Below are 22,784 nucleotides of genomic sequence, written 5' to 3' on the forward strand. Positions count from 1 at the left end.
GAACCAATCAAGAAAAGATAAGCCGGCTTACTTTGTGAGATCGATCATGATCTTCAACTGCGTTCCGGCTGGGTCGAGCAAGGCGTCGAAGCCTTCGCGCACGGCGTCCTTCAGCTGGATGCGCTTGGTGACGACCTTCGAGGCCGGCAGACGTCCCGTCGCGATCAGATCGATGACGCGCGGCCAGGATGTTGTCGGATAGGCCCACGATCCACGGACATCGATATCCTTACAGGTGACGGAGAACCAGTCGAGCTTGGACGGGCCGGGGTGCAGGCCGACCTGCACCACGACGCCCTGCCGGCGCACGGCCTCCACGCAATTGCCGAGTGCCCGCTCGTTGCCGACCGCCTCGATCGCCACATCGACGCCGACGCCGCCGTCCGTCCCCGCGCGCACACGCTCCGCGACGCTCTCTTTGGTCGGGTCGATGGTCACGAGATCGGGGTCGATGGTGCGGGCCAGATCCAGCCGCTTGGCATTGGGGTCCGACAGGAACACCCGCGTCGCCCCGGCCGCGCGGGCGGCGAGCACGGTGAGAAGGCCGATCGGCCCAGCGCCGGTGACGAGAACGCTGGAGCCGGCGCGCACGCCGCCCCGGTCGCAGGCGTAGACGGCGACGGCGGTCGGCTCCACCAGCGCCGCCTCCTCCTCGCTCATGGCATTGGGAATGGGATAGACATTGTAGTCGTTGAGGATCGAGGCTTCGGCCATGCCACCCCAAGGCCAGGAGAGGCCGGCCAGCGCCAGCTTCTCCGATAGGAAGAACAGGCCGCGATCGGCGTAATATTCGTTGTCGCGCGGCATGATCAGCGGTTGGACGGACACGCGGTCGCCCACTTTCACCCTGGTCACGCCCTCGCCGATCTCGGTGACGGTGCCGCCGAACTCGTGGCCGAGGATCTGGGTGCCCGAAACGCCGGTGAAGGGATGGGGCTCCTTGGGAACGAAGATCGGGCCATAGGCATATTCGTGCAGATCGGTGCCGCAGATGCCGACGCGCGTGTTGCGGATGCGGACCTGGCCGGGGCCGGGCCGGCCCGGCTTCTCGATCTCCTCGACGCGCAGATCCTTGGCGGCATGAAAAATTAGGGCTTGCATGGTCATGGCGTTCCTCCCGCCGCAGGGATTGCAAGCGCGATGCCAAGTGGCGAAAGCCCGGTGCGCCGGGCCTTGGCCGCGCGGCGGGCGTGTGCGGTGCGCCGCAGCCTGTGGCGGATGCCGCAGGTGTGGCGCACCGGGGCTATTGCGGCTGCGCGAGGCCGAGCCGGCGCATCCGGCGATGCACGGTCGTGCGGTCGCAGCCGAGCCGGCGCGCCGCTTCCGAGACATTCCAGCGGCAGGCGAGAAGAAGCGCGCGCAGCGTCTCGGCCTCGTCCCGCCCGCTCGGCTCGGGCGGCTCTGGCGTGAGCGCGGGCTCTGGCGTGAGCGCGGGTTCCGGCGCGGGCCAAGTCTGCGGCCCCGGCCCGGCCGGAGCCTCGCTCAAGGCTTCCGGAAGATCGGCGAGACGGATCGTGCCGCCCTCGGCCAGCGCCGCGCCGAGTTCCAAGGCGTTGCGCAACTCGCGCACATTACCCGGCCAGGAATGGCGCAGGAGCGCGGCCCGCGCGGCGGGGTCGAGCTTCGCGCCGCCGCCCAGCCGCTCGATCAGCCAGTTCAGGTCCTCCCGCTCGCGCAGCGGCGGCAGGCGCAGGGTGGCGGCGTTCAGGCGATAGAACAGGTCCTCGCGGAACGCGCCCTGCCGCACCAGCGCGCCGAGGTCGCGATGCGAGGCGGAGATGACGCTGAGGTCCAGCCGGATCGGCTTGAGTGCGCCGACCGGCACGATCTCGCGCTCGGCGAGAACGCGCAGCAGGCGGGACTGAAGCGACAGCGGCATGTCGCCGATCTCATCCAGAAACAAGGTGCCGCCATTGGCCGCCTCGATCAGACCCGCCCGCCCCTTGGCGCTGGCCCCGGTAAAGGCGGAGGGCGCGTGGCCGAACAGCTCCGCCTCGATCAGGCTTTCGGGCAGGGCCGCGCAATTCAAGGCGACAAAGGGCTTGGCGTCGCCTCGGCTGCGATGGATGGCGCGGGCGAGCACCTCCTTGCCGGTTCCCGTCTCGCCTTGGAGCAGGATGGAAAGCGGCGCGCGGGCGAGCCGCGCGGCCTTGGCCAAGAGCGTATCCATCGCCGGGTCGCCGCCGCTGAGGTCCGCCAGCGCCGGGGGCAGCGCGCTGGGCATGGGCTTCAAGGCGCGGGGCGAGGCGCGCGGCGGCGCGATGGCATGGGCGAAGACGCGGTTTCCGTCCCGCCCCGCCAGAAGCCGGCTTTCGCTCGGCCGGTCGCGCGTGAGGTCGGGCAGGTCGTCGAGGCCAAGTTGGAGGAAGTCGCCGATCGGACGGCCGAGCACGGCGCCGGGGTCGCGCCAGTCGGCCCCGACCGCGCCGGCCAGAAGCTTCTGCGCGGCATGGGTCAGCCCCGCCACGCGGCCCGAGGCGTCGAGCGAGACCGCGCCGTCGGGATCGACGTCGAGGAATTCGGGCGAGCGGCTGAAACGGATCACCCATTCGCCCCGCGCGCTCGCCATGAGATTGGCCAGTTCGATGCGCCGCGCGGTGGCGGAAACGAGATGCAGGACGAGGTTCTGGCTGATCTTGGCTTCCGGCGAGCGCAGGGCCGAAATGTCGAGAACGGCGGCCAGCGTCCCGTCCGTGTCGTAGATCGGCGCGGCCGAACAGGTCAGCGGCGTGTGCGTCAGGTCGAAATGGTCGCTCTGATGGATGCAGAGCGCTTCGCCGGTCGCGAGGCAGGAGCCGACCGCGCAGGTGCCCGCCCTCGGCTCCGACCATTCCGAGCCGAGATAAAGGCCGGCGCGGCGCAGCTGGTTGTCGAAGGTCGGATCGCCGATGAAATCCACCGTGACGCCCAGCGCATCGGCCAGGAGCAGGACATAGCCCTGCCCCGCCATCTGCCCGTGCAACGTTTCAAGACCGAAACGAGCGGTGCGGATCAGGTCTTCGGAGCGCTGTCGATGCTCGCGCAGGCGCGGCTCGGGCAGGATATAGGCCTCGCAGGCGCGCGAGGGGTCGAGACGATAGGTCTCGATGCAGCGGCGCCAGGAATGGCTGACCACCTCGTCCCGCCGCGAGGCCGCGCCGAGCGCGACGGTCTCGATCTCGTGGATATGCTGATGCGCGGCCGCAGCTGCCATTGGCTCGAACGCGGCGCCGGTCGCGCCCGGGACAGGACCGCCGGCCGCCCGCCAAGGGCCTCCCGCGACGATCCCGCCCCAAGTGCCGATACGCCGTCCTCCCGTTTTGCCCGGCAGTCTGGCACGGGACCGGGCCAGCGCCAAGAGGCGGGCGGCGAACGCGATGGGCCTTGGAAAGCGACAGGTCGCCGCGAGGCCTGCCGCCGGTCCCGAGCCGCCCTACAAAGAGCGCGAGGCCCTGATTCAGCGAGACTCCTGCCCATGACGATCGAGCCGGCGCGCATTCGCGTTCTCAACGAAGCCGAGCCGAACGCGGCGGGGCGCTATGTCCTCTATCTCCTGCAACAGGCGAACCGCTCGCGCTTCAACCCGGCGCTGGAACTCGCCATCGAGGAGGCGAACCGGCTCGGCCTGCCGGTTGTCGCCTGCTTCGGCCTACTGGACGGGTCCAACGGATTTCCCGAGGCCAATGCGCGCCATTACGCCTTTCTTCTGGAAGGGCTGGCTGACGCAGCGAAGGGCCTTGCGGAGCGCGGCATCGGCTTCGTCCTGCGCAAGGCCTCGCCTGCCGAGATCGCGCTGGACCTCTCGCGCAAGGCCGCGCTTCTCGTGCTCGACCGGGGTTATCTCGCGATCCAAAAACAGTGGTACGCCGAGATCGTAAAGGGCGCGAAGACCCGCGTGGTGCAAGTGGAGGGCGATGTCGTCGTGCCTGTGGATCAAGCCTCCACCAAGCACGAGCACGCCGCGCGCACCCTGCGCCCCAAAATCCGCAAGCAGCTGGACGAGTTCGTGAACCCCCTGCCGCATCACAAGGTGAAGCACTCCGCCGAGGGCTTGAGCTTCGCCCACGCCATCGACATCTCGGACCCCGAGCAGGTTCTGGCCGGCATGAGCCTCGACCGTTCCGTGCCGCCGGTGAAGCGCTTTCGCGGCGGCGAGAGCGAGGCGCGGCGGCGGCTCAAGGCCTATCTCGACGGCCCGTTCGCGCGCTATGGAGCCGAGCGCGGCAAGCCGGAAGCGGGCGCGGCCTCGCATATGAGTCCCTATCTCCATTTCGGCCAGATTTCGCCGGTCGAGATCGCGCTCGCCGTGCGGGCCGCCAAGACCGGCAGCGCCGAGGACAAAGACGCCTATCTCGAGGAGATCGTGGTGCGGCGCGAACTGGCGATGAACCACGTCCACCACACCGAGCATTACGACCGCTACGAGAGCGCGGTGCCCGCCTGGGCGCGCCAGACGCTGGAGGAAAAGAGCGGCGACATCAGGCCCCATCTCTACAGCGACGACGAGCTGGCGGAGGGGCGCACGCACGACCATGCCTGGAACGTCGCGATGGCCGAGATGCGCGAGACCGGCTTTATGCACAATCACCTGCGCATGTACTGGGGCAAGAAGATCCTCGAATGGTCGAAGACGCCGGAGGAGGGCTTCCAGCGCACGCTGCGCCTCAACAACCGCTACTTCCTCGACGGGCGCGACGCCAATTCCTTCACCAATGTCGCCTGGGTCTATGGGCTGCACGACCGGCCATGGGCACGGCGACCGATCTTCGGAACGGTGCGCTATCAAAGCGAGAACTCGATCCGCAAGATCGACGCCACGGCCTATGAGCGCACGGTCGAAGAATTATGCGCGGCGGAGCGGGCCGACGCGGCAAGCAAGCCAAAGACGCCGCCCAAGCCGAAGCGAACGAAAGCCAAGGCTGTCTGAAAGGAGCCACCGGCGCGTTTCACGTGAAACAAAAGGCGACCCGCCTATCGTCTTAGGACAAGAACCAGTACGAACGCCGCACCCAGCGCCGAGGTGACGATGCCGACCGGCAATTCCTGCGGCGCGAGAACGACGCGGCTGGCGAGATCGCTCGCCAGAAGCAGGATGGCACCGATCAGCGCGGAGGTCGTAATCAGGCAGGTATGGCGCAGGCCCACCAAGGCGCGAGCGAGATGGGGCACCATCAGCCCGACGAAGCCGATGACGCCGGATAGGGCGACCAGCGCGGCGGTGGAGAGCGCCGAAAGCGCGAAGATGGTGAGGCGCAGGCGCGCCACATCGATCCCGAGCGAATGGGCCGTTTCCTCGCCGGCCAGAAGCGCGTCCAGTCGGTTGCGGCAGGCCAAGCCGGTTCCGAGCGCCAGCGCGGCGCCGAAAAACCCCAGCGGCAGATTGCTCCAGCTTGCGAGCCCCAGGCCGCCCGCCGTCCAGAACAGAACGGAATAGGCCGCGCGCTGGTCTCCGGCAAAGACGAGCCAGGTGGTGAGCGCGCCGAAGAGGAAGGAGACGGCAAGGCCCGCGATCACCAGCCGCTCGGGCGCCTTGCCGCCCTCGCGCGCCAGAAGCGCTAGAACCGCGGCGGCCGAGAGAAGCGCGCCGGCAAAGGCGGCGACCGGCAGCGTCCAGACGCCGAGCCGATCCCCGAACAGGGTGATGACCGAGACCGCGCCAGCTGCCGCCCCCGACGACAGGCCGAACAGGAACGGGTCGGCCAGATCGTTGCGGGTCGTGGTCTGAAGCAGCGCCCCGACCACCGCCAATCCCGCGCCAACACAGATCGCCAGAAGCACGCGCGGCAGGCGCAGGTCGAGAACGATGCGCGCCACCGGCCCCGACGCCTCGGGCCCGAGCCCGACTGCGCCGGCCAGCGCGTGCGCGACCTGCGCGATCGGCAGCGGCGTCGAGCCATAGGCGATGCCGGCGAGCGCCAGGGCGAGGAGGAGCGCCGTTCCGACGCTCCAGAGGCCGATGACCCGGCGCGTCATTTCGCGGGGAAGCGCGCGGGATGCAGCGCCTTGGCCAGCGCCTCCACCGCGTCGATATTGGCGGGACCCGGCGTGATCTGCTCGTAGCGCAGCGGCAGGAAGCGCTCGTTCTTCACCGCGTCGGTTTCCTTCATCGCCGGATGAGCCTTGAGGAAGTCCAAAAGCTTTCGGTAGCCCGCGCCGTCCTGGTAATCGAGAAGGATCAGGAATTGCGGATTCTTGACGGCGACATCCTCCCAGGAGGTCGTGCCCCAGCTCATGTCGAGATCGCCGAGAATATTGGTGCCGCCCGCCGCCTCGATCAGCGCGGTCGGCATGGCGAACTTGCCCGCCGTGAACGGCTTGTCCTCGCCGGAATCGTAAAGGAAGACCGAGACCGGCGCTTCGCCCTTCACAGCCTCCTTCACCTTACTGATGCGCGCTTCCCAGCCGTCAACGAGTTCCTTCGCCTTGGCATCCTTGCCGAAGATCGTACCGAGGGCGAGTTCGTCGGTGTAGAGAAGGTCCATCGAGGCACGGGGCCGGGCCTTGTCCACCTGCGCGCAGCTTTCGGTCAGGACATAGGTCGGAATGCCCTTGGCGCTCAGCGTGTCGGGCGTCACCTCCCCGCCGGGTTTCATGCCGTAGTACCAGCCCGCGAAGAAGAAATCGGCCTGGGCCGCCAGAAGGGTCTCCATCGTCGGATATTTGGGCGCGAGTTCGGGGATCGAGCCCTTGGCGGCGTCGAAGGCCGGCGTCGTCTTGTACCAGCCCGAAACGCCGGTGACGCCAGCCATATTGGGCTGGAGACCCAGGGCGAAGGCCATCTCGCTCATGTTGAGATCGTGGACGACGGCGCGCGTCGGCGCCTTGTCGAATGTCAGCGTGCGCCCGCAATTCTCGACGCTCACAGGAAAGGCGTAGGCAGAGGTGGCGGCGAGCGCGGCGGCAAGGCCGGTCAGAAGGGCGGAAATCTTCATGCGTCGTCCTATCGTGAGGAAGCGTCGGGCGGGGTGTCGAACACGAGGAGCGACCGGCCCGTCGCGGGATTGGTGAAGGGAAAGCAGTCCATGGCGAAGACGGCGCGCACCGTCTCGGCCGACAGCGCCTGCATGGGAGGACCATGGGCGACGAGCCGCCCGGCGCTCAGAACGGCAACCCGATCGGCAAAGGGCGAGACAAGCGCGAGATCGTGCAGAACGGCGACCACGGTGATGCCGAGGCCGCGCGCCAGCGCCAGCATGTCGGCCCGCGCGCGGGGGTCGAGATGGTTGGTCGGCTCGTCCAGAACGAGGATCGACGGGCGCTGGGCCATCGCCCGCGCGATGCCGGCGCGCTGGCGCTCGCCACCCGACAGGCTGTCCAGCCGCCGGCTCTCGAGACCGGACAAGCCGACCAGCGCCATGGCATCGCCCGCGGCCGCCCGATCCTCGCGCGCCGTGGCGCGAGCACGATGGGGGATGCGGCCGAGCCCGATATAGTCGGTGAGGGTCAGCCTCCCGTCCGGTAGGTCGCTCTGGCCGACCACCGCGATCCGACGCGCCCGCTCGAGCGGTGCGATCGCCTGGAGGTCGCGCCCGTCGATCGAAACTCGGCCTCGCGTCGGCTGAAGGCGCGCAAAGACGAGGCGCAGAAGCGAGGTCTTGCCCGCGCCGTTGGGCCCGACCACGGCCAGCCGCTCGCCCGGTTCGATCGCGAGATCGAGACCTTGCAGGATGCCGCGCCCGTCCCGCGCGCAGAAGTCGATACCGGCGAGATCGATGCGACCGGGCGCGAGCGGGCTGGATGACATGGCACTGCGAACTTCAGATTTTCGAGCCTGAACGGGAGCGCGTCAGGGACGAACAGGGGGGTGAGGCTGGGTGCGAGGAATGAACCTCGACCGGCAAAAGGGCTTTACGATGTTATATTATAACATTGCAAGCCCCTGCTCGGTGCGAGGAGACCACGCCTTCGGCGAGAAACTTGCCCAACGCAGACGGACGCCGCATGGGGGAACCGCAGCATCAACGGGATCGAAGCCATAAGGGGGGGTCGCGAAAGAATCTCTGGGAAGCCGATCCTTTCGGCGCTGGGGGTCGGTCGGCGCAGAGCCGGGTCGGATGAGCGAAGCCGAGTGATGCCTCTCACCCGGCAGGCTCTATCCCAGAGGCCGCGCGGCGCAAAGCGCGGCCCGATCACGGCTTCGTTCGAGAGCGGCGGAAACGCTCGGCAACGGGCCGGAAAGAGGACGCCGACGTCGAGCGCCGCCTTTCGCCGTCCGGTCGGGGAGACGCGTTCGGGCAGGTCCGGGGAGTGTCGACGAACCCGATGCAATCCTGTTCGACACTGATCGGGGCCAAGCGTCACGCGGCGGCGTCGAGGCCGCCACGCTCGTGCTCCATTCGTGCCGCCTGTTCGATCGCTCGTTCGCGAAAGGCCATCTCCATGCGCGGATGGAAGACGCGGAACCCGTTGCGCCCCTGTGCCTTGGCCTCGTAGAGCGCCATATCGGCCTGCCGACAGAGCGTTTCGAAATCGAGATGCGCATCGCGCCAGATGGCGATGCCGATGCTGACGCCGATATGCGTGCGATGGCCGTCGATCTCGAACGCTTCGGCCAGTCGGCCGACGATGCGCTTGGCGAGCCCGCGCTGCTCGCCCTCGTCCAGTCCTTGAACGAGGGCGGCGAACTCGTCCCCGCCGAGGCGAGCCAGGCACACGCGGGCATCGCACTGGCTACGCAGCCGGTTCGCCACTTCGACCAGAAGCGCGTCGCCGGCTTGATGCCCCAGCTTGTCGTTGACGCTCTTGAAGTGATCGAGATCGAAATACATGATCCCGAGATGCCCCGCCCTGCCATGGCGCAGCGCATCTTCCGTCATGGTGTCGAAGCCCCGGCGGTTGGCAAGTTCCGTCAGCCGATCCGTTTCGGCCTGAACGCGCAGATCCTCCATCAACCGCCGACGCTCGTTGATCTTGGTGGCCAGCACGGACACGGCTGAAAAGAGCGTGCGCATCTCGCTGATCGAACTGTCGAGGCTCATGCGTTCGATCGAACGATTGCCGGCCAGCGAGACGACCGCCTCCTGCGCGGTCAGAAGCGGCAGCAGGATCTTGCGCCGAACCGAACCCAGGAACCAGAATGCCGCGCCAAGGCACAAGAGCGAACCCAGAAGGGTCAAGCCGAGGCGGCTCAAAGCCGTCGCGCGGCGCTCCTCGAACATGCCGATCATGTGCGACAGGTAGAGATTGCGCATGTCTTCGAGCGGTTTGAGATGCGGCACGTAAAGCGCCGTCAACTGGCTCGGTTCGATGGAATAGGACGCCCCCGCCTTCCCTTCCGCCACGATCCGGCGCAGAAGTCCCAACCCTTGCCCGAAGAACTGCTGGCCGATGTCCTGGGCCAGCGGCTGAAACTCGGGATCGGCAGAAAACAGCCTTTGCGTACCGAGCAGGCGATTGATCTCCAGAAGCCGTCCCTCAGTGCGATAGAAGCGTTCGATCTCGTCTTCCGTCAGCCTTTCGCCGCGGGAGACGGATGGAATGATATGGGAGGCGATGCGCCCGCCGAACTCGCGCAGGTCGCTGACGCTTTGGGCCACCATCGTGGAACCGGCCACGATCGGTCCCAGAAGCGCGAGGGCTTGCGCCCCCGTGTCGAGCGCGGCCTGGTAATGGTCCACCACCTCGATCATGCCATCCACGGCCTGGCGCACGCCCTCGCGCGAGCGGCTGCCGGCTGGCATGGCGGCGATTCGATCGACCTCGGCACGGGCGGCCACCAGTTCGTCATGGGCGTCTGAAATGGTCTGGGCGATCGCTTGGAAGATGAAGGGCTTCGCCCACTGCCGATCCATACCGAGCGCAGTGTCCAGCGACAGATCGGTCACGGCGCGAAACTCGGTCAGTCGACGGGTTGCGGCGGCGTCCGATCCCGGTTCGATCGACATGACAACGTTGGATGGACCGCGCTCGGCCGAGATGCGATTGGCGGTCGTCAGAAGCAGATGGTAGGCTTTGATGGCATGGAGATTGCGTTCGCCCTCCTGAAATTTCAGCAGAAGGGGCCAAACGCCCCAAGCCATAGCCAGGATGAGACTGGCCGCAAAGCCCGACAGCGACAGCCGAAGCCATCTCTTCAACGATACGGACTTGCGGGAAGGGCCGAGCGGCATACCACCTTCGAGGTCTAGAGAGCGTTCGATAATTTCAACAGCAGGCTTGAAATTTTCCTGAATCCAAGCGGGCCCGAGCGCCATTTCCCCAGAATGGGAAGCCCGCGCCGCCCCTGCAGCATAGGCCTTTCGGCGCGACGACGCGGGCCGCGCCCCGCGCCCCCGCTTGAAAAGCGCGCTCCGTACCGCCATCTCGCGCCACGACCCCCCATTCGGAGGCTATTGGAACTCGACCATGACTGTTGAAACCGCTGCGCCCGAAACCCGCCCGTTCGAGGCCGATGTCGCCAAGCTGCTGCACCTCATGGTGCACTCGGTCTATTCCGACAAGGACGTCTTCTTTCGCGAACTGATCTCCAATGCGGCCGATGCCTGCGAGAAGCTGCGCTTCGAGGCCCTGAGCGACGCCTCCCTGATGCCGGGCGAAGCGCCGTTCCGGATCGATGTCACGCTTGACCCCGAGGCCAAGCAGTTGACCATCGAGGACAATGGCATCGGCATGAGCGAGGCGGACCTGTCGGAGGCGCTCGGCACGATCGCGCGCTCGGGTACCAAGGCCTTCATGGAGCGCGTCGCCGGCTCGAAAGAGGCGGAAGGCAGCCATTTCATCGGCCAGTTCGGGGTCGGCTTCTATTCCGCCTTCATGGTGGCGGACGAGGTGGAGGTCGTGACGCGGCGCGCGGGCTCCGATCAGGCGTGGCGCTGGCGCTCGGACGGGCTCGGCACCTACACGATCCAGCCGGTGGACGTGGCGGAGGCGCCTGCGCGCGGCACCCGCGTCACGCTGCATCTGAAAGACGACGCGGCGACCTACGCGGACGCCTACACGGCCGAATCCACGATCAAGTCGCAGTCCGGCCATGTGCCGGTGCCCATTTGGCTGAAGGAGAAGCCCGATGCCGAGCCGCGCCAGATCGCGGATGGCGCGGCGCTTTGGATGCGCCCCAAATCCGAATTGAAGCCGGAGGATTACACCGACTTCTACCGCTCCTTCGCTGGACAATACGACGAGCCCGCGCTGACGCTGCATTACCGCGCCGAAGGCCTGCACGAATATTCCGTGCTCGCCTTCGTGCCGGAATCGAAGCCCTTCGACCTGTTCGACCCGGACCGCGCCGGGCGCTTGAAGCTCTATGTCCGGCGCGTCTTCATCACCGACGAGGCGGAGATCCTGCCGCGCTATCTGCGCTTCGTGCGCGGCCTCGTGGACTCGGCCGACCTGCCGCTCAACGTCTCGCGCGAGATGATCCAGGAAAGCCCGGCGCTCGCCGCCATCAAAAAGGGCGTCACCAACCGCGTCCTGTCGGAGCTGGAGAAGCTCGCCGACAAGGAGCCCGAGCGCTACTTGAAGATCTGGGACACATTCGGCCCGGTGCTGAAGGAAGGCCTTTACGAGGATTACGGCCGCCGCGCGGCGCTGCTGTCGCTCGCCCGCTTCAAGACCACGGGTTCGGGGAGCGAATGGCGCTCGCTGAAGGATTACGTCGCCAACCTGAAAGAAGGTCAGGACGCGATCTACTACGCGGTCGGCACCGATCTCGACCGGCTTCTCGCCTCGCCGCAGCTGGAGGGCTTCCGGGCGCGCGGCATCGACGTTCTGCTCCTGCCCGATCATGTCGATAGTTTCTGGGTCACGGGCGGCATCGAATACGAGGGCAAGCCCTTCCGCTCGGTGACGCAGGGTCTTGCCGATCTCGGCAAGATCAAGCTGACCGAGGGCGAGGCGGACAGCGCCGATGTGTCCGACGAGGTCGGCGGCTTCATCGCCTTCGCCAAGACGGTGCTCGGCGACAGCGTGTCGGATGTGCGCGCGTCCGAACGCCTGCGCGAAAGCGCGGTCTGCCTTGTTGCGCCCGACACGGGGATGGACCGGCAGTTGGAGCGCCTTCTGGCGAGCGCCGGGCGCGCGCCCGCCCCGTCGAAGCCCGTCCTGGAGATCAACCCGCGCCACGAGCTGGTGGAGCGACTGAGCCGGCTCAGCGAAAGCGAGACAAGCCTTCGCGAGGACGCGGCCCATCTCCTGTTCGACGAGGCGCGCATCGCGGACGGCGAAGCGCCCCTCGACCCGCGCGGCTTCTCCGCCCGTCTCGCCCGCGTTCTGACCCGCGCTGCGGGCTAAGGCGGATCAAAGAGACGAAGCCGGCTAACGGCCTCTCCATAAGCGGCGAGCGCTTCGATGCGCTCGCCGTTTCAGCATGTACGCGTTGCGCAAGATGCCGTTGGACGGGAGCGCCCGCTTCGACGCAGGAGGCAGCGCGTCTTATGCACCAGACCGGATTGAATGGTTCTCCGCGGCGCCGAGTTGAACACGTGGCGAGCCTGACCGACCGTCGCGCCATAGGCCGGGCTTATGCTCCTCTCGACGCCGAGATCACAACCGCCCCGGACCGCAAGGCGAAAGCCCGTCCATCATCCCGCACGATACGTCGCAGCCTGGGCGGATGATACGATCCGCAGCGGGATGTTCGATTCGAAGAGCAGGTCCGCGTCCGCGATCTCCGCTTTCGCTTCGCGGCGGCGCCAACAGATTTTCAGTGGCCGTACACGACATTGGTGAGCACGGCCTCAGCGACAGGCGCGGCTATCGCGACGTCATCGACATCCGCAACACAAAACGGCACATCAACGGCTCGCATGGCGCCGGCAGGGTCTACCGCATGGCGGATCTCAAGCTGACGCGACGTCACACCGAGAGCTTGTAATCGGTGGCCAGCCACCGTCTCGGATCGCAACGATCGGGCGGCGTTTTCGTTAGGACATCATGAGGTTAGGGATTCAGAAGGAGCCTTGGAACTCATGTCACGAACTGTTCGCATCGTTCATCGTCCGTCCACCGTCTGGGAACGCAACCAGGCCGAGGGCGGCATCCGGCACCATCAGATCGCGGCCTATCGCGAAGTGACGCGTGTCTTCGTGCATCCTCGTCGATCAGATGCAGCCCTGCCGAGCGCAGCGGTCGCATCGGCGGCCCTCGAAGCCAATGCCACCGAACAAGGGGCCTGCGTCAGCGCCTGATCGACGCAGACCTATGTCATGCGAAAGGGCCGGTCCACTCGCGGCGGACCGGCCCTTTCGCATATCTCAAGGTAAGCCACGCTCTGTCGGCGCGGCTTCAAGGGGCTAGTCGAGCTGGCGCACCGCGCCCTTGGCCGCGCTGGTGGTCATCGAGGCATAGGCCTTGAGCGCGGTCGTCACCTTGCGCTTGCGGATCTCGGCGGGCTTCCAGGCGTCGCGGCCCTTGGCCTCCATCTCGGCGCGGCGGCGCGCGAGTTCCGCGTCGTCCACGGCGAGGTGAATGGAGCGGTTCGGAATGTCGATCTCGATCCGGTCGCCTTCCTCGGCGAGCGCGATCAAGCCGCCTTCCGCCGCTTCCGGCGACACGTGGCCGATCGACAGACCCGACGAGCCGCCCGAGAAGCGCCCATCGGTGACAAGCGCACAGGCTTTGCCGAGGCCCTTCGACTTCAGATAGCTCGTGGGATAGAGCATTTCCTGCATGCCCGGCCCGCCACGCGGTCCCTCGTAGCGGATCAGGACGACATCGCCCGGCTCGATCTGGCCGGACAGGATCGCCTTCACCGAGGCGTCCTGGCTTTCGAACACGCGGGCGCGGCCGGTGAATTTCAGGATCGATTCATCGACGCCCGCCGTCTTCACGATGCAGCCGTCCTCGGCGAGATTGCCATAAAGCACCGCGAGGCCGCCGTCGCGCGAGAAGGCGTGTTCCAGATTGCGGATGACGCCGGCGTCGCGGTCGTCGTCCACCGTATCAAAACGGCGATCCTGGCTGAAGGCGACCTGCGTCGGCACGCCGCCGGGCGCGGCGCGGAAGAAGTCGCGAACGGTCTGGCTTTCGGTGCGCTTGATGTCCCAGCGGTCCAGCGCGGCGCCGAGATTTTCGGCATGGACGGAGCCGACCGAGGTGTCGAGAAGGCCGGCGCGATCGAGTTCGCCCAGAATGCCCATGATACCGCCGGCGCGATGGACGTCCTCCATATGGACGTTGGCGATCGAGGGCGCGACCTTGCAGAGAACGGGAACGCGGCGCGACAGGCGGTCGATATCGGCCATGGTGAAATCCACCTCGGCCTCGTGCGCGGCGGCCAAGAGATGCAGCACCGTGTTGGTCGAGCCGCCCATGGCGATGTCGAGCGTCATGGCGTTCTCGAAGGCGGCAAAGCTCGCGATGGAGCGCGGCAGAACCGAGGCGTCGTCCTGCTCGTAATAGCGGCGCGCGAGATCGACCACGAGATGGCCGGCCTCGACGAAGAGGCGCTTGCGCTCGGCATGGGTGGCGAGCGTCGAGCCATTGCCCGGCAGCGACAGGCCGAGGGCTTCGGTCAGGCAATTCATCGAATTGGCGGTGAACATGCCCGAGCAGGAGCCGCAGGTCGGGCAGGCCGAGCGCTCGATGGTCTTGACGTCCTCGTCCGAGATGCGGTCGTCGGCGGCCGCGATCATCGCGTCCACGAGGTCGAGCTTCTTCTCGGTCATGTCGGGCCAGACGACCTTGCCCGCTTCCATCGGACCGCCCGAGACGAAGACGGCGGGGATGTTGAGGCGCATGGCGGCCATCAACATGCCCGGCGTGATCTTGTCGCAGTTCGAGATGCAGACCATGGCGTCGGCGCAATGCGCGTTGACCATGTATTCGACCGAGTCGGCGATCAGCTCGCGCGAGGGCAGCGAGTAGAGCATGCCGTCATGGCCCATCGCGATGCCGTCATCGACGGCGATCGTGTTGAACTCCTTCGCGACGCCGCCGGCCGCCTCGATCTCGCGGGCGACGAGCTGGCCGAGGTCCTTCAGATGCACATGGCCCGGCACGAACTGCGTGAAGGAATTGACCACGGCGATGATCGGCTTGCCGAAGTCGGAATCCTTCATGCCCGTGGCGCGCCAGAGGCCACGGGCCCCGGCCATGTTGCGGCCATGGGTGGTCGTGCGGGAACGATATGCGGGCATGAAAACCTCCTGTGCCCGGGTGGGCGTACCCGCCATTACACCTATTCCTGAATCATTCCAACTGTCTGTGGTCCGATGTTTTTCTTGTCGGCTGAAGGTGACCGGCGCGTGGCGGCGCCCTTCGCGGGACCGCGGGTGGTTCGGCAAACCCTTTCAAGCATGAGCAGCGCGCTTTAACCCATGCCGGCGCGGTCGAGCGCCCCGACCATGCTGTGTGTAATCGGATGCAGCCAGACCCAATGGCCTTTCCGCGTGCTATCTCTGGCCTTCGAATGGACCCACAGCGCGTCGATCACGCCCGCGTGAGGTTCACGCTGATGTCATGCGGGCTGCGTAAGGCCGCCGAAACGATCCGTTTGCCCCCGCTTTCCGGGCGCATTCGACCTATGGGGGACTTGTCCATGTCACGCCTCTTCGGCCTTGCCGCCAGCCTGTCTCTTGCCGCCCTCGCTCTTGCCGGCCCCGCCTTGGCCGAGAGCAAGCTCACGCTCTACACGAGCCAGCCGAACGAGGACGCGCAGGCGACCGTCGATGCCTTCAAAGCCGCGCATCCCGACATCACGGTGGAATGGGTGCGCGAGGGCACGACCAAGGTGATGGCGAAGCTCCAGGCCGAGTTCGCCGCCGGCGCGCCGCAGCCCGACGTGCTTCTGATCGCCGACAGCGTGACCATGGAAGGCCTGAAGCGGGACGGGCGGCTCCTGCCCTTCCCCGAGGCCGACACCAAGGGCTTCGACGCCGCGCTGGTAGACAAGGACCATACCTATTTCTCCACCAAGCTGATCACCACCGGCCTGGTGGCCAACATGCGGGCTGGCGAAGCGCCGCGCGCCTGGAAGGATCTGCTCAAGCCCGAGATCGCCGCCAAGACCACCATGCCGAGCCCGCTCACCTCGGGCGCGGCGCTGGTGCATGTCGCGACGCTGGCGCAGAATTCCGAGTTCGGCTGGCCCTATCTGGAAACGCTCGCCAAGGAGGGCACGAGCGCCAGCGGTGGCAATGGCGCGGTGATGAAGTCGGTGGCCGGCGGCGAAAAGGCTTACGGCGTGATCGTCGATTATCTCGCCATCCGGGAAGCGGCCAAGGGCGCGCCGGTGAGCTTCGTGTTCCCGACTGAAGGCGTGTCGGCGGTGACCGAGCCCGTCGCCATCCTGAAGACCGCCCAGAACCCGGACGGCGCCAAGCTCTTCGTCAACTTCCTGCTCAGCGAAGCCGGCCAGAAGCTGGCGGCTCGCCAAGGCTATCTGCCCGCGCGCAGCGGCATCGAAGGCCCGGCGGGCTTCCCCGCGCGCGACACGATCAAGCTCCTGCCCTTCGACCCGGCCAAGGCGCTGGCCGACGAGGCCGAGAACAAGAAGCGCTTTTCCGAACTCTTCGGCGGCTGAGGCACGACGCGTTGAGAGCCACGCCCACTGAGCGCTGGACGATCGGGGCGCTCGCCCTGATCGTCGCCCTTCTGTCAATCTTGCCGCTCGTTCGGCTGGCGATGGAAGCCGTTCTGCCCGGTGGGCAGGTGGATCTCGGCCCCGCGCTCGGCGTGCTCAAAGCGCGCTCGACCTGGATCGCCACCGGCCACACGCTGGCGACGGCCTCTGTCGGCACGCTGATCGCCGTCCTGATCGGCCTGACGCTGGCGCTTCTTGTCGGGCTGACGGACATTCGCGGGCGCAAGGCGCTGACCTTCTGCGCGCTTCTGCCGGCGATGATCCCGCCGCAGGTGACGGCGCTCGCCTGGGCGCAGCTGTTCGGCCCGGCCAGCCCACTTCTCAACACGCTGGGTCTCGCCCCGGAGCTTGGCTCGCCCAACCCGCTCTACAGCGCGGGCGGCATCATGGTGCTGCTCGGCGTCCAGCACGCGCCGCTGGTCTTCCTGTCGCTGCGCGCGGGCCTGCGCGCCCTGCCGCGCGATCTCGTGGAGGCGGCGCGCGCCTGCGGGGCCGGCCGGGGCCGCGTGCTCGCCACGATCATCCTGCCGGTCATGATGCCGCCGCTGGTGGCGGGCGCTGCCATCGCCTTCGTTTCGGCGGTCGGCAATTTCGGCATTCCCGCGCTTCTCGGCATTCCCGCCGGCTACACCGTCCTGCCGACGCTGATCTACCAGCGCCTTGCCGGCTTCGGCCCCGCGATCATCGGCGAAACGGCGGTTCTGTCCGTTATCGTCGGTCTCGTCGCCTTCAGCGGGCTGGCACTCCAAGGGCTGGCCCTGCGCGGGCGGGACTATCGCCTGTCCGGCTCGGGCGCGGCGTTGGAGCCATTCCGCCTCGGCCGATGGCGCGGGGCGGTGGAGGCGCTGGTGGTCGCCCTCATGCTGGTGATGGTCGCAGCGCCCCTCGTCGGGCTGCTGGCGACCTCCCTCGTCACGGCCTACGGCGTGCCGCTCGGCCCGGCCACGGCGACGCTCGGCAACTATGCCGAAGTGCTGCTGCGCCAGGACATGACGATCCGCGCCTTCCGCAACTCTGCGGCGATGTCGCTGGGCGCGGCGCTGCTTCTGTCCTGCCTCACCGTCCCGCTCGGCGTGCTTCTCGTCTGGCGGAAAAGCCGGCTTCTGCGCCTCGTCTCAGCGGCTGCCGACATTCCCTATGCCCTGCCCGGCATCGTGCTCGGCATCGCGGCGATCCTTCTGTTTCTGAAGCCCTTGCCGCTTCTGAACTTCAGCCTCTACAACACGATCTGGATCATCTTCCTCGCCTATCTCGCGCGCTTTCTGGTGCTGGAACTGCGCCCGGTGGTGGCCGGCGTCAGCCAGCTCGATCCCGCGCTGGACGAGGCCGCGCGCATGACCGGGGCAGGCTTCCTGTTTCGCCTGCGCACCATCGTTCTGCCCCTCGTCGCGCCCATGGCGGCGGCGGGGGCCATTCTCGTCTTCATGACGGCCTTCAACGAGCTGACCGTTTCGGCGCTGCTCTGGTCGGCCGGAAACGAGACGCTGGGCGTCGCGGTGTTCAATCTGGACGATGCCGGCCGCGCGCCGCTGGCCGCCGCGCTCGCCAGCGTGACCGTGGTGGTGATCCTCGCCGTCATGGCGCTCGGCTCGATGCTCGCCCCGCGTCTGCCCAAGGGCGCGCTGCCCTGGACCGATTGAGCGCCGGCTCTTCGAGCCCCGCCGATCAGGCGAGCGCGGCTTCCCGCACCGGCAGGGTCGCCGCCTCGCCGCCCTCCGGCAGCAACCAACCGCCCTTGAGGCCGACGCGCAGGCTCTCGCCTTCCGCATAAGGCGCGTCGGCATGGACGGCCAAGCGCAGGCCGGGAGCGGCGAGCGGCTCCACCACAAGGCGCGAATGCGCGCCCTTGAAGGTCGAGGACAGGACACGGGCGAGGAACCCGCCCGGCGCGTCGGCTTCCAGATCCTCGGCCCGCAGGCAGACGCGTCCGCGCGCGCCGGCTGGCAGGCGCAGGCCGGGGCGGCAGCGCAGATCGGCTTCGACACCGAGCAGCCGGGCACGGGCATGGCCCTGTCCCGGCGAGAGAAGGATATCGGCCTCGACCACATGACCATGGCCGATGAAGCGGGCGACCGCCTCGGTTGCAGGCTCGCGGTACAGGGTCGCCGGGGCGCTGACCTGAAGAATGCGCCCGCGCTCCATCACCGCGACCCGGTCCGCCATCGCCATGGCCTCGGCCTGATCATGGGTGACATAGACCATGGTCGCGCCCGTGCGCCGGTGGAAGGCGCGGAAGGTTTCCTCCATCGAGGCGCGCAGATGCATGTCGAGATTGGCGAGCGGCTCGTCCAGAAGCACGATGCCGGGCTCCATCGCGAGGCACCGGGCGAGCGCCACGCGCTGGCGCTGGCCGCCCGACAGATCGGCCGGACGCCGCCCTTCGAAGCCGGAGAGATCCACCGCCGCCAGCGCCTCGGCCACCTTGCGCGCTCGCTCGGCCCCACGCAGGCCTTTGACGCGCAGGGGATAGCCGACATTCTCGCCGACGCTCATATGCGGCCAGAGCGCATAGGACTGAAACACGATGGCGACCTGCCGCGCTTCGGGCTGCACGAAACAGCCCGGCCCGGCGACAAGCCGTTCGTCGAAAGCGAGCGTGCCGTCGGTCGGCGCCTCGAACCCGGCGATCAGCCGAAGCAGCGTCGTCTTGCCGCAGCCCGACGGCCCGAGCAGAGCCAGGAACTCGCCCGCCTGGATGTCGAGCGACACGTCATCCAGCGCGGCAGGCCCGTTCGGGAAGCGGCGCGTCACGCCGCGAAGGTGGATCGAACGCGCCATACCGGCCTCAAGCGTTTGCATCATCGTGCGTTTTCCCGGCCTGCCACACATCCATGACACAGCAATAACAGAAGCGTCCGCTGTGTCGCTGGCCGGAAACCCATTCGAAGGCCTTTCTCCGAAACGTGATCGGACGCCACTGATGGCCGCGCAAAAAGCTTGCGCACGTCTGGAACCAAGATCGGCTCTCCCGCCTTTTTGTCGCGAAGTTCATGTCGGCGCGGTGACACACCAAGCGCCTGTTTCCAAGATCGGATTTTCCAATGAAGACGCTCGCTCTGACCATTTCGGCCCTCGCCCTCATGGGTGGCGTTGCTTCCGCGCAGATGATGCCGGCTCCTCCGGCTGGCACGCCCGAGTCGGTCAGCAAGGTGCCGGTGCCGGGCAATGATTCCGGTATCGATTCCACCATGCCGGCCGATGCGGCTTCCCGTGTGATCACCCGCATGGATGCGCCGGTCGCGACCGACCAGACCAGCACCAGCTCGGTTCCTGTGCCGGGCAACACTTCGGGCATCGACTCCACCGTGCCGGCTGATGCAGCCTCCCGCGTGATCACCCGCACCGACGCCGTGCCGGCCGACACCGCAGCGGGCCGCAGCAGTGTTCCGGTCCCAGGCAACACGTCGGGCATCGACTCGACCGCTCCGGCTCGCTGAACGCAGCCTATCGTCAGCTAAACGAGAAGGGATGCGCTCGAACGGGCGCATCCCTTTTTTGATGGGCGACGAGAGACGCCGTCGTTCTCGTGATTTTCGATGCGCGATCGAAGGTGGGGCCGCCTTGTGGAACCATGGCCCTTTCCGGAAACCGGAAGGCCGTTTCGAAACGCAAAACCTGTTCTGGGCGGTCCAGTCCGGCAAAACCGGATCGGTTCGGTGCCCCGCCCTGCCTCAACCGGCCATGCCCCGCCAGGCTTCAGGCCGCTTGTCGAAGCCTTTCGCCGTCGTGCCCGCGCTCGGCCGGCGCATCTTGGGCGACCTTCTCCGACATGGCCGGCATAGGGCGCATGGTGTGGCCGCCCTCCAGCCCCTGCAGCACATCCTGCGCTTCGCTCGTGTTGAGCTGGAACTTGCCGACCTCATGGCGAAGCCGCTCGCCTTCCGTCGAAAGCTGCTCGGCCGTCTCCGCCATCGTACGGGCGCCGCTGGCGTTGGATTGCGTCACCTGATCGAGCTTCTGAATGGCCTGGTTGATATGGTCGATGCCGATCGACTGCTCGCGGCAGGCGGCCGAAATCTCGGACACGAGTTCCGCCGTCTTCCGGATATCGGGCACCAGCCGCTCCAGGCGCGAGCCGGCGTCTTCAGCCACCACCAGCGTGCGCATCGACAGATCGCCGATTTCCATCGCCGTCTTCTGGGCCCGCTCGGCCAGCTTGCGCACTTCGGAGGCCACCACGGCAAACCCCTTGCCATGCTGGCCGGCGCGGGCCGCTTCGATCGCGGCATTCAGGGCGAGGAGATCGGTCTGGCGCGCGATCTCCTGTACCATGGCAATCTTTTCGGCGATGTCGCGCATGGCCTGCGTGGATTGCGCCACCGCTTCGCCCGTCGTGCCGGCATGTTGAGCCGCCTGCGCCGCAATCTTCTCCGTGGTCGAAGCGTTGTCGGCATTCTGGCGGATGTTGGCGCTGATCTCCTCGATCGCGGCAGAGGCCTCTTCGGACGCAGCCGCCTGCTCGCACGAGCCTGACGACAGCTGCGCCGCCGTGGATGAGGATTTCTGCGAACCCGCCGAAACCTGCGATGCCGACATCTGCACGGTATGGATCGTCGCCGACAGGCGGAGGCGCGTATGGCACAGGCGCGTCAGCACATCGCCCAGTTCGTCCGTCCGTCCATGCACGATGCGCTGCGACAGATCACCCTCGGCGATCAAGTCCAAATTGTCGTTGAGCTGGCGCAGGCCTCGGGTGAGCGAGAGCGCGATCCAGCCGGCCACCCCGATCCCCAGGATCAAGGTCACCGCCAGAGCGGCGATCGCGCCGTTTCGCATGGCGACGTAGCGCGCCTGCGCGTCGGCTGCGAACGCGGTCGCCATCTCGTTCGAACGATCCACCATGTCGTCGATGCGCTTCTTCATGGCGAGCGCGGCAGGCCGCTGCTTGGCGCCCAGGAAGGCCAGCGTATCGTTCAGCGAATTGTCCTCGCCCTTCCGCTCGGCCGCCTGCATGGTGGAGGCGACGCTCGTCCAGGCCTGGGCGAGAGCGTCGACACGCGGCGCGAGGCGCTCCGGCGCGGCGCTGCGAAGCGCCTGGATGTGGTTTTGCGCCGCTTCCAGCGAGGCGACGAAGCGGCGCTTGGCCGAGGCGGTAACCTCAGGCTCGCTATGGGTCAGAATGTCCACCATATCGAGCCGCGTGCGCAGATAGGCTTGCTCGGCCTTGCCGAGCAGCAGCGGAAGCTGGCCGGCGGAGCCATCCTTCGGCAGGGCGTCCCTCAAGGCGCCGAGCGCCGCTTCAAAGGTGGCATTATCGGCTTCGATCCGCTCGACAGCCTCTTCCGTCGAATGAATGTCGGCGGCCTGCGCCAGGTCCAGCGCCTGATCGGACACCGCCCGCAGGGCCGCGACAGCGGCCTTGAGATCGCTGAAATCATGCTCGGCCTCCGCCGACGTCACGGACGCGGCATAGGAGGCCATCGCCTTGTCGATGCGTGCCCAGGACTCGGCGTAGCGTGCACGCTCCGCCGGCATTTCATCGCGCGAAACGGTGATGGTCGAACGAAGGGCGTTGCGCACGCCTTCGAGCTGCGCCGACAGCTCCTTGAGGTTCTGGACCTGCTGAAACGGGTGCTCGACGAACTGGGAGAATCGGTCTGCGTTTTCGGAAAGCGAGGTGATGCCGAAGGCGCCGAGAGCGCAGGCAAAGACCAGAATTGAGCCAAATCCTGCAATGAGTCGGCCTTTCAATGAGAAACGCATGATCAAGACAACCCAAAGGAGGATACTACGATGCCGCATCCTGACACGCGATCGTTTGACATAACGTGTCTCAAAGCAGCCCCAAGATTCTATCTCTCACGATTTGGTTTTCTCGTAGTAAATAGCTCGGATAGACTGACTGTTCGCAAGAACGTGCATTAGCGCGTTCCGAACCGGTACCATCCCAACGTTGGGCCAGAGCCGCTCAAGCGATGGTCGCAGCCTCGCCCGCCCTCTCGTACGCGGAACATTCCCAGACGAAGGCTAGGAAAGCCGACCGCAGAAATCAGGATCGTTGGGTCGAGCGTCCGCTGCACACGAAGACGACCCCGTCTGTGTTTCTCGTCCGCGAGCTATCGCGTGCAGTTCCCGCAGAGCCTGCAGCTCGGAGGAAACCGACGATCGATGTCGGCGAATCCCGCGGGATGCTTGAAAACAGCCGGCTCGCGACCGCGCCGCGCCCAACAACAAGGGCCACAGCGGGCGGTGCGAAAGGCTCGCACCGAAAGCCCTGCTCCCACAGCGGGCAAAACGACAGACAAAGACCAGAGCCCACTACGCCCCGAAGATCGCCGACCCGGTA

The 22,784-nt window shown here is 67.0% G+C and carries 16 protein-coding genes; 7 read left to right on the forward strand and 9 right to left on the reverse strand.

Annotated elements, in window-relative coordinates:
* Positions 1-27: 27 nt before the first annotated feature.
* A complete protein-coding gene (locus NS365_RS03215) occupies positions 28-1,101 on the reverse strand; it encodes a 2,3-butanediol dehydrogenase (RefSeq protein WP_058598918.1) in 1,074 nt (357 codons plus the stop codon).
* A gap of 142 nt (positions 1,102-1,243) precedes the next feature.
* A complete protein-coding gene (locus tag NS365_RS03220) occupies positions 1,244-3,193 on the reverse strand; it encodes a sigma-54-dependent Fis family transcriptional regulator (RefSeq protein ID WP_058598839.1) in 1,950 nt (649 codons plus the stop codon).
* 261 nt (positions 3,194-3,454) lie between these two features.
* Between NS365_RS03220 and NS365_RS03225 the strand changes: the two genes are divergently transcribed.
* The gene (locus NS365_RS03225) at positions 3,455-4,906 is read left to right on the forward strand and encodes a deoxyribodipyrimidine photo-lyase (protein WP_082684385.1); all 1,452 of its coding nucleotides are present in this window, start codon (positions 3,455-3,457) and stop codon (positions 4,904-4,906) included.
* A 44-nt stretch (positions 4,907-4,950) separates the two neighbouring features.
* Here the strand turns inward: NS365_RS03225 and NS365_RS03230 are convergent, their stop codons facing one another.
* From NS365_RS03230 to NS365_RS03245, 4 genes are all read right to left on the reverse strand, one after another.
* On the reverse strand, positions 4,951-5,952 hold the full coding sequence (locus NS365_RS03230; protein WP_058598840.1) for a FecCD family ABC transporter permease: 1,002 nt from the start codon (positions 5,950-5,952) through the stop codon (positions 4,951-4,953).
* Positions 5,949-6,905 (reverse strand): ABC transporter substrate-binding protein, encoded by a 957-nt coding sequence (locus NS365_RS03235; protein WP_062223601.1) that lies wholly within the window; start codon positions 6,903-6,905, stop codon positions 5,949-5,951. Before NS365_RS03235 ends, NS365_RS03230 begins: the two co-directional genes overlap by 4 nt.
* Positions 6,906-6,919: 14 nt before the next feature.
* The gene (locus NS365_RS03240) at positions 6,920-7,723 is read right to left on the reverse strand and encodes an ABC transporter ATP-binding protein (RefSeq protein ID WP_058598842.1); all 804 of its coding nucleotides are present in this window, start codon (positions 7,721-7,723) and stop codon (positions 6,920-6,922) included.
* Between the two features lie 553 nt (positions 7,724-8,276).
* Positions 8,277-10,055 carry a GGDEF domain-containing protein gene (locus NS365_RS03245; RefSeq protein ID WP_193753374.1) on the reverse strand — a complete coding sequence of 593 codons (1,779 nt, stop codon included), beginning with the start codon at positions 10,053-10,055 and terminating at the stop codon, positions 8,277-8,279.
* A 268-nt stretch (positions 10,056-10,323) separates the two neighbouring features.
* On the opposite strand from NS365_RS03245, the gene htpG reads away from it, so the two are divergent.
* From htpG to NS365_RS03255, 3 genes are all read left to right on the forward strand, one after another.
* Positions 10,324-12,207 (forward strand): molecular chaperone HtpG, encoded by a 1,884-nt coding sequence (htpG, locus tag NS365_RS03250; protein WP_058598844.1) that lies wholly within the window; start codon positions 10,324-10,326, stop codon positions 12,205-12,207.
* 415 nt (positions 12,208-12,622) lie between these two features.
* Entirely contained in the window at positions 12,623-12,790 is a 168-nt protein-coding gene (locus NS365_RS24375; protein WP_193753375.1) for a hypothetical protein, read from the forward strand.
* 94 nt (positions 12,791-12,884) lie between these two features.
* Positions 12,885-13,103, forward strand: coding sequence for a hypothetical protein (locus tag NS365_RS03255; RefSeq protein ID WP_058598845.1), 219 nt, complete (start codon positions 12,885-12,887; stop codon positions 13,101-13,103).
* 105 nt (positions 13,104-13,208) lie between these two features.
* Here the strand turns inward: NS365_RS03255 and ilvD are convergent, their stop codons facing one another.
* Entirely contained in the window at positions 13,209-15,053 is a 1,845-nt protein-coding gene (gene ilvD / locus NS365_RS03260; RefSeq protein WP_058598846.1) for a dihydroxy-acid dehydratase, read from the reverse strand.
* A gap of 401 nt (positions 15,054-15,454) precedes the next feature.
* On the opposite strand from ilvD, the gene NS365_RS03265 reads away from it, so the two are divergent.
* Positions 15,455-16,438, forward strand: coding sequence for an ABC transporter substrate-binding protein (locus tag NS365_RS03265; RefSeq protein WP_058598919.1), 984 nt, complete (start codon positions 15,455-15,457; stop codon positions 16,436-16,438).
* Positions 16,439-16,539: 101 nt separating this feature from the next.
* Positions 16,540-18,138: an ABC transporter permease gene (locus NS365_RS03270; protein ID WP_082684400.1), complete on the forward strand. Its 1,599-nt coding sequence runs from the start codon at positions 16,540-16,542 to the stop codon at positions 18,136-18,138.
* A 25-nt stretch (positions 18,139-18,163) separates the two neighbouring features.
* On the opposite strand, the gene NS365_RS03275 is transcribed toward NS365_RS03270, so the two are convergent.
* Complete coding sequence (locus NS365_RS03275; protein ID WP_058598920.1) at positions 18,164-19,276, reverse strand: ABC transporter ATP-binding protein; 1,113 nt, start codon at positions 19,274-19,276, stop codon at positions 18,164-18,166.
* A gap of 263 nt (positions 19,277-19,539) precedes the next feature.
* On the opposite strand from NS365_RS03275, the gene NS365_RS03280 reads away from it, so the two are divergent.
* The gene (locus NS365_RS03280; RefSeq protein WP_058598848.1) at positions 19,540-19,935 is read left to right on the forward strand and encodes a hypothetical protein; all 396 of its coding nucleotides are present in this window, start codon (positions 19,540-19,542) and stop codon (positions 19,933-19,935) included.
* A 259-nt stretch (positions 19,936-20,194) separates the two neighbouring features.
* Here NS365_RS03280 and NS365_RS03285 read toward each other — a convergent pair whose 3' ends face one another.
* Entirely contained in the window at positions 20,195-22,201 is a 2,007-nt protein-coding gene (locus tag NS365_RS03285) for a HAMP domain-containing methyl-accepting chemotaxis protein (RefSeq protein WP_193753376.1), read from the reverse strand.
* Positions 22,202-22,784 lie beyond the last annotated feature (583 nt).

The organism is Aureimonas ureilytica (assembly GCF_001475935.1).
Classification (GTDB): Bacteria; Pseudomonadota; Alphaproteobacteria; order Rhizobiales; family Rhizobiaceae; genus Aureimonas; species Aureimonas ureilytica_A.

Coding starts and splice junctions, on each gene's coding strand:
- NS365_RS03215 (WP_058598918.1), bottom strand. CDS start 1,101: ATGCAAGCCCTAATTTTTCATGCCGCCAAGGATCTGCGCGTCGAGGAG.
- NS365_RS03220 (WP_058598839.1), bottom strand. CDS start 3,193: ATGGCAGCTGCGGCCGCGCATCAGCATATCCACGAGATCGAGACCGTC.
- NS365_RS03225 (WP_082684385.1), top strand. CDS start 3,455: ATGACGATCGAGCCGGCGCGCATTCGCGTTCTCAACGAAGCCGAGCCG.
- NS365_RS03230 (WP_058598840.1), bottom strand. CDS start 5,952: ATGACGCGCCGGGTCATCGGCCTCTGGAGCGTCGGAACGGCGCTCCTC.
- NS365_RS03240 (WP_058598842.1), bottom strand. CDS start 7,723: ATGTCATCCAGCCCGCTCGCGCCCGGTCGCATCGATCTCGCCGGTATC.
- htpG (WP_058598844.1), top strand. CDS start 10,324: ATGACTGTTGAAACCGCTGCGCCCGAAACCCGCCCGTTCGAGGCCGAT.
- NS365_RS03255 (WP_058598845.1), top strand. CDS start 12,885: ATGTCACGAACTGTTCGCATCGTTCATCGTCCGTCCACCGTCTGGGAA.
- ilvD (WP_058598846.1), bottom strand. CDS start 15,053: ATGCCCGCATATCGTTCCCGCACGACCACCCATGGCCGCAACATGGCC.
- NS365_RS03265 (WP_058598919.1), top strand. CDS start 15,455: ATGTCACGCCTCTTCGGCCTTGCCGCCAGCCTGTCTCTTGCCGCCCTC.
- NS365_RS03270 (WP_082684400.1), top strand. CDS start 16,540: ATGGAAGCCGTTCTGCCCGGTGGGCAGGTGGATCTCGGCCCCGCGCTC.
- NS365_RS03275 (WP_058598920.1), bottom strand. CDS start 19,276: ATGGCGCGTTCGATCCACCTTCGCGGCGTGACGCGCCGCTTCCCGAAC.
- NS365_RS03280 (WP_058598848.1), top strand. CDS start 19,540: ATGAAGACGCTCGCTCTGACCATTTCGGCCCTCGCCCTCATGGGTGGC.
- NS365_RS03285 (WP_193753376.1), bottom strand. CDS start 22,201: ATGCGTTTCTCATTGAAAGGCCGACTCATTGCAGGATTTGGCTCAATT.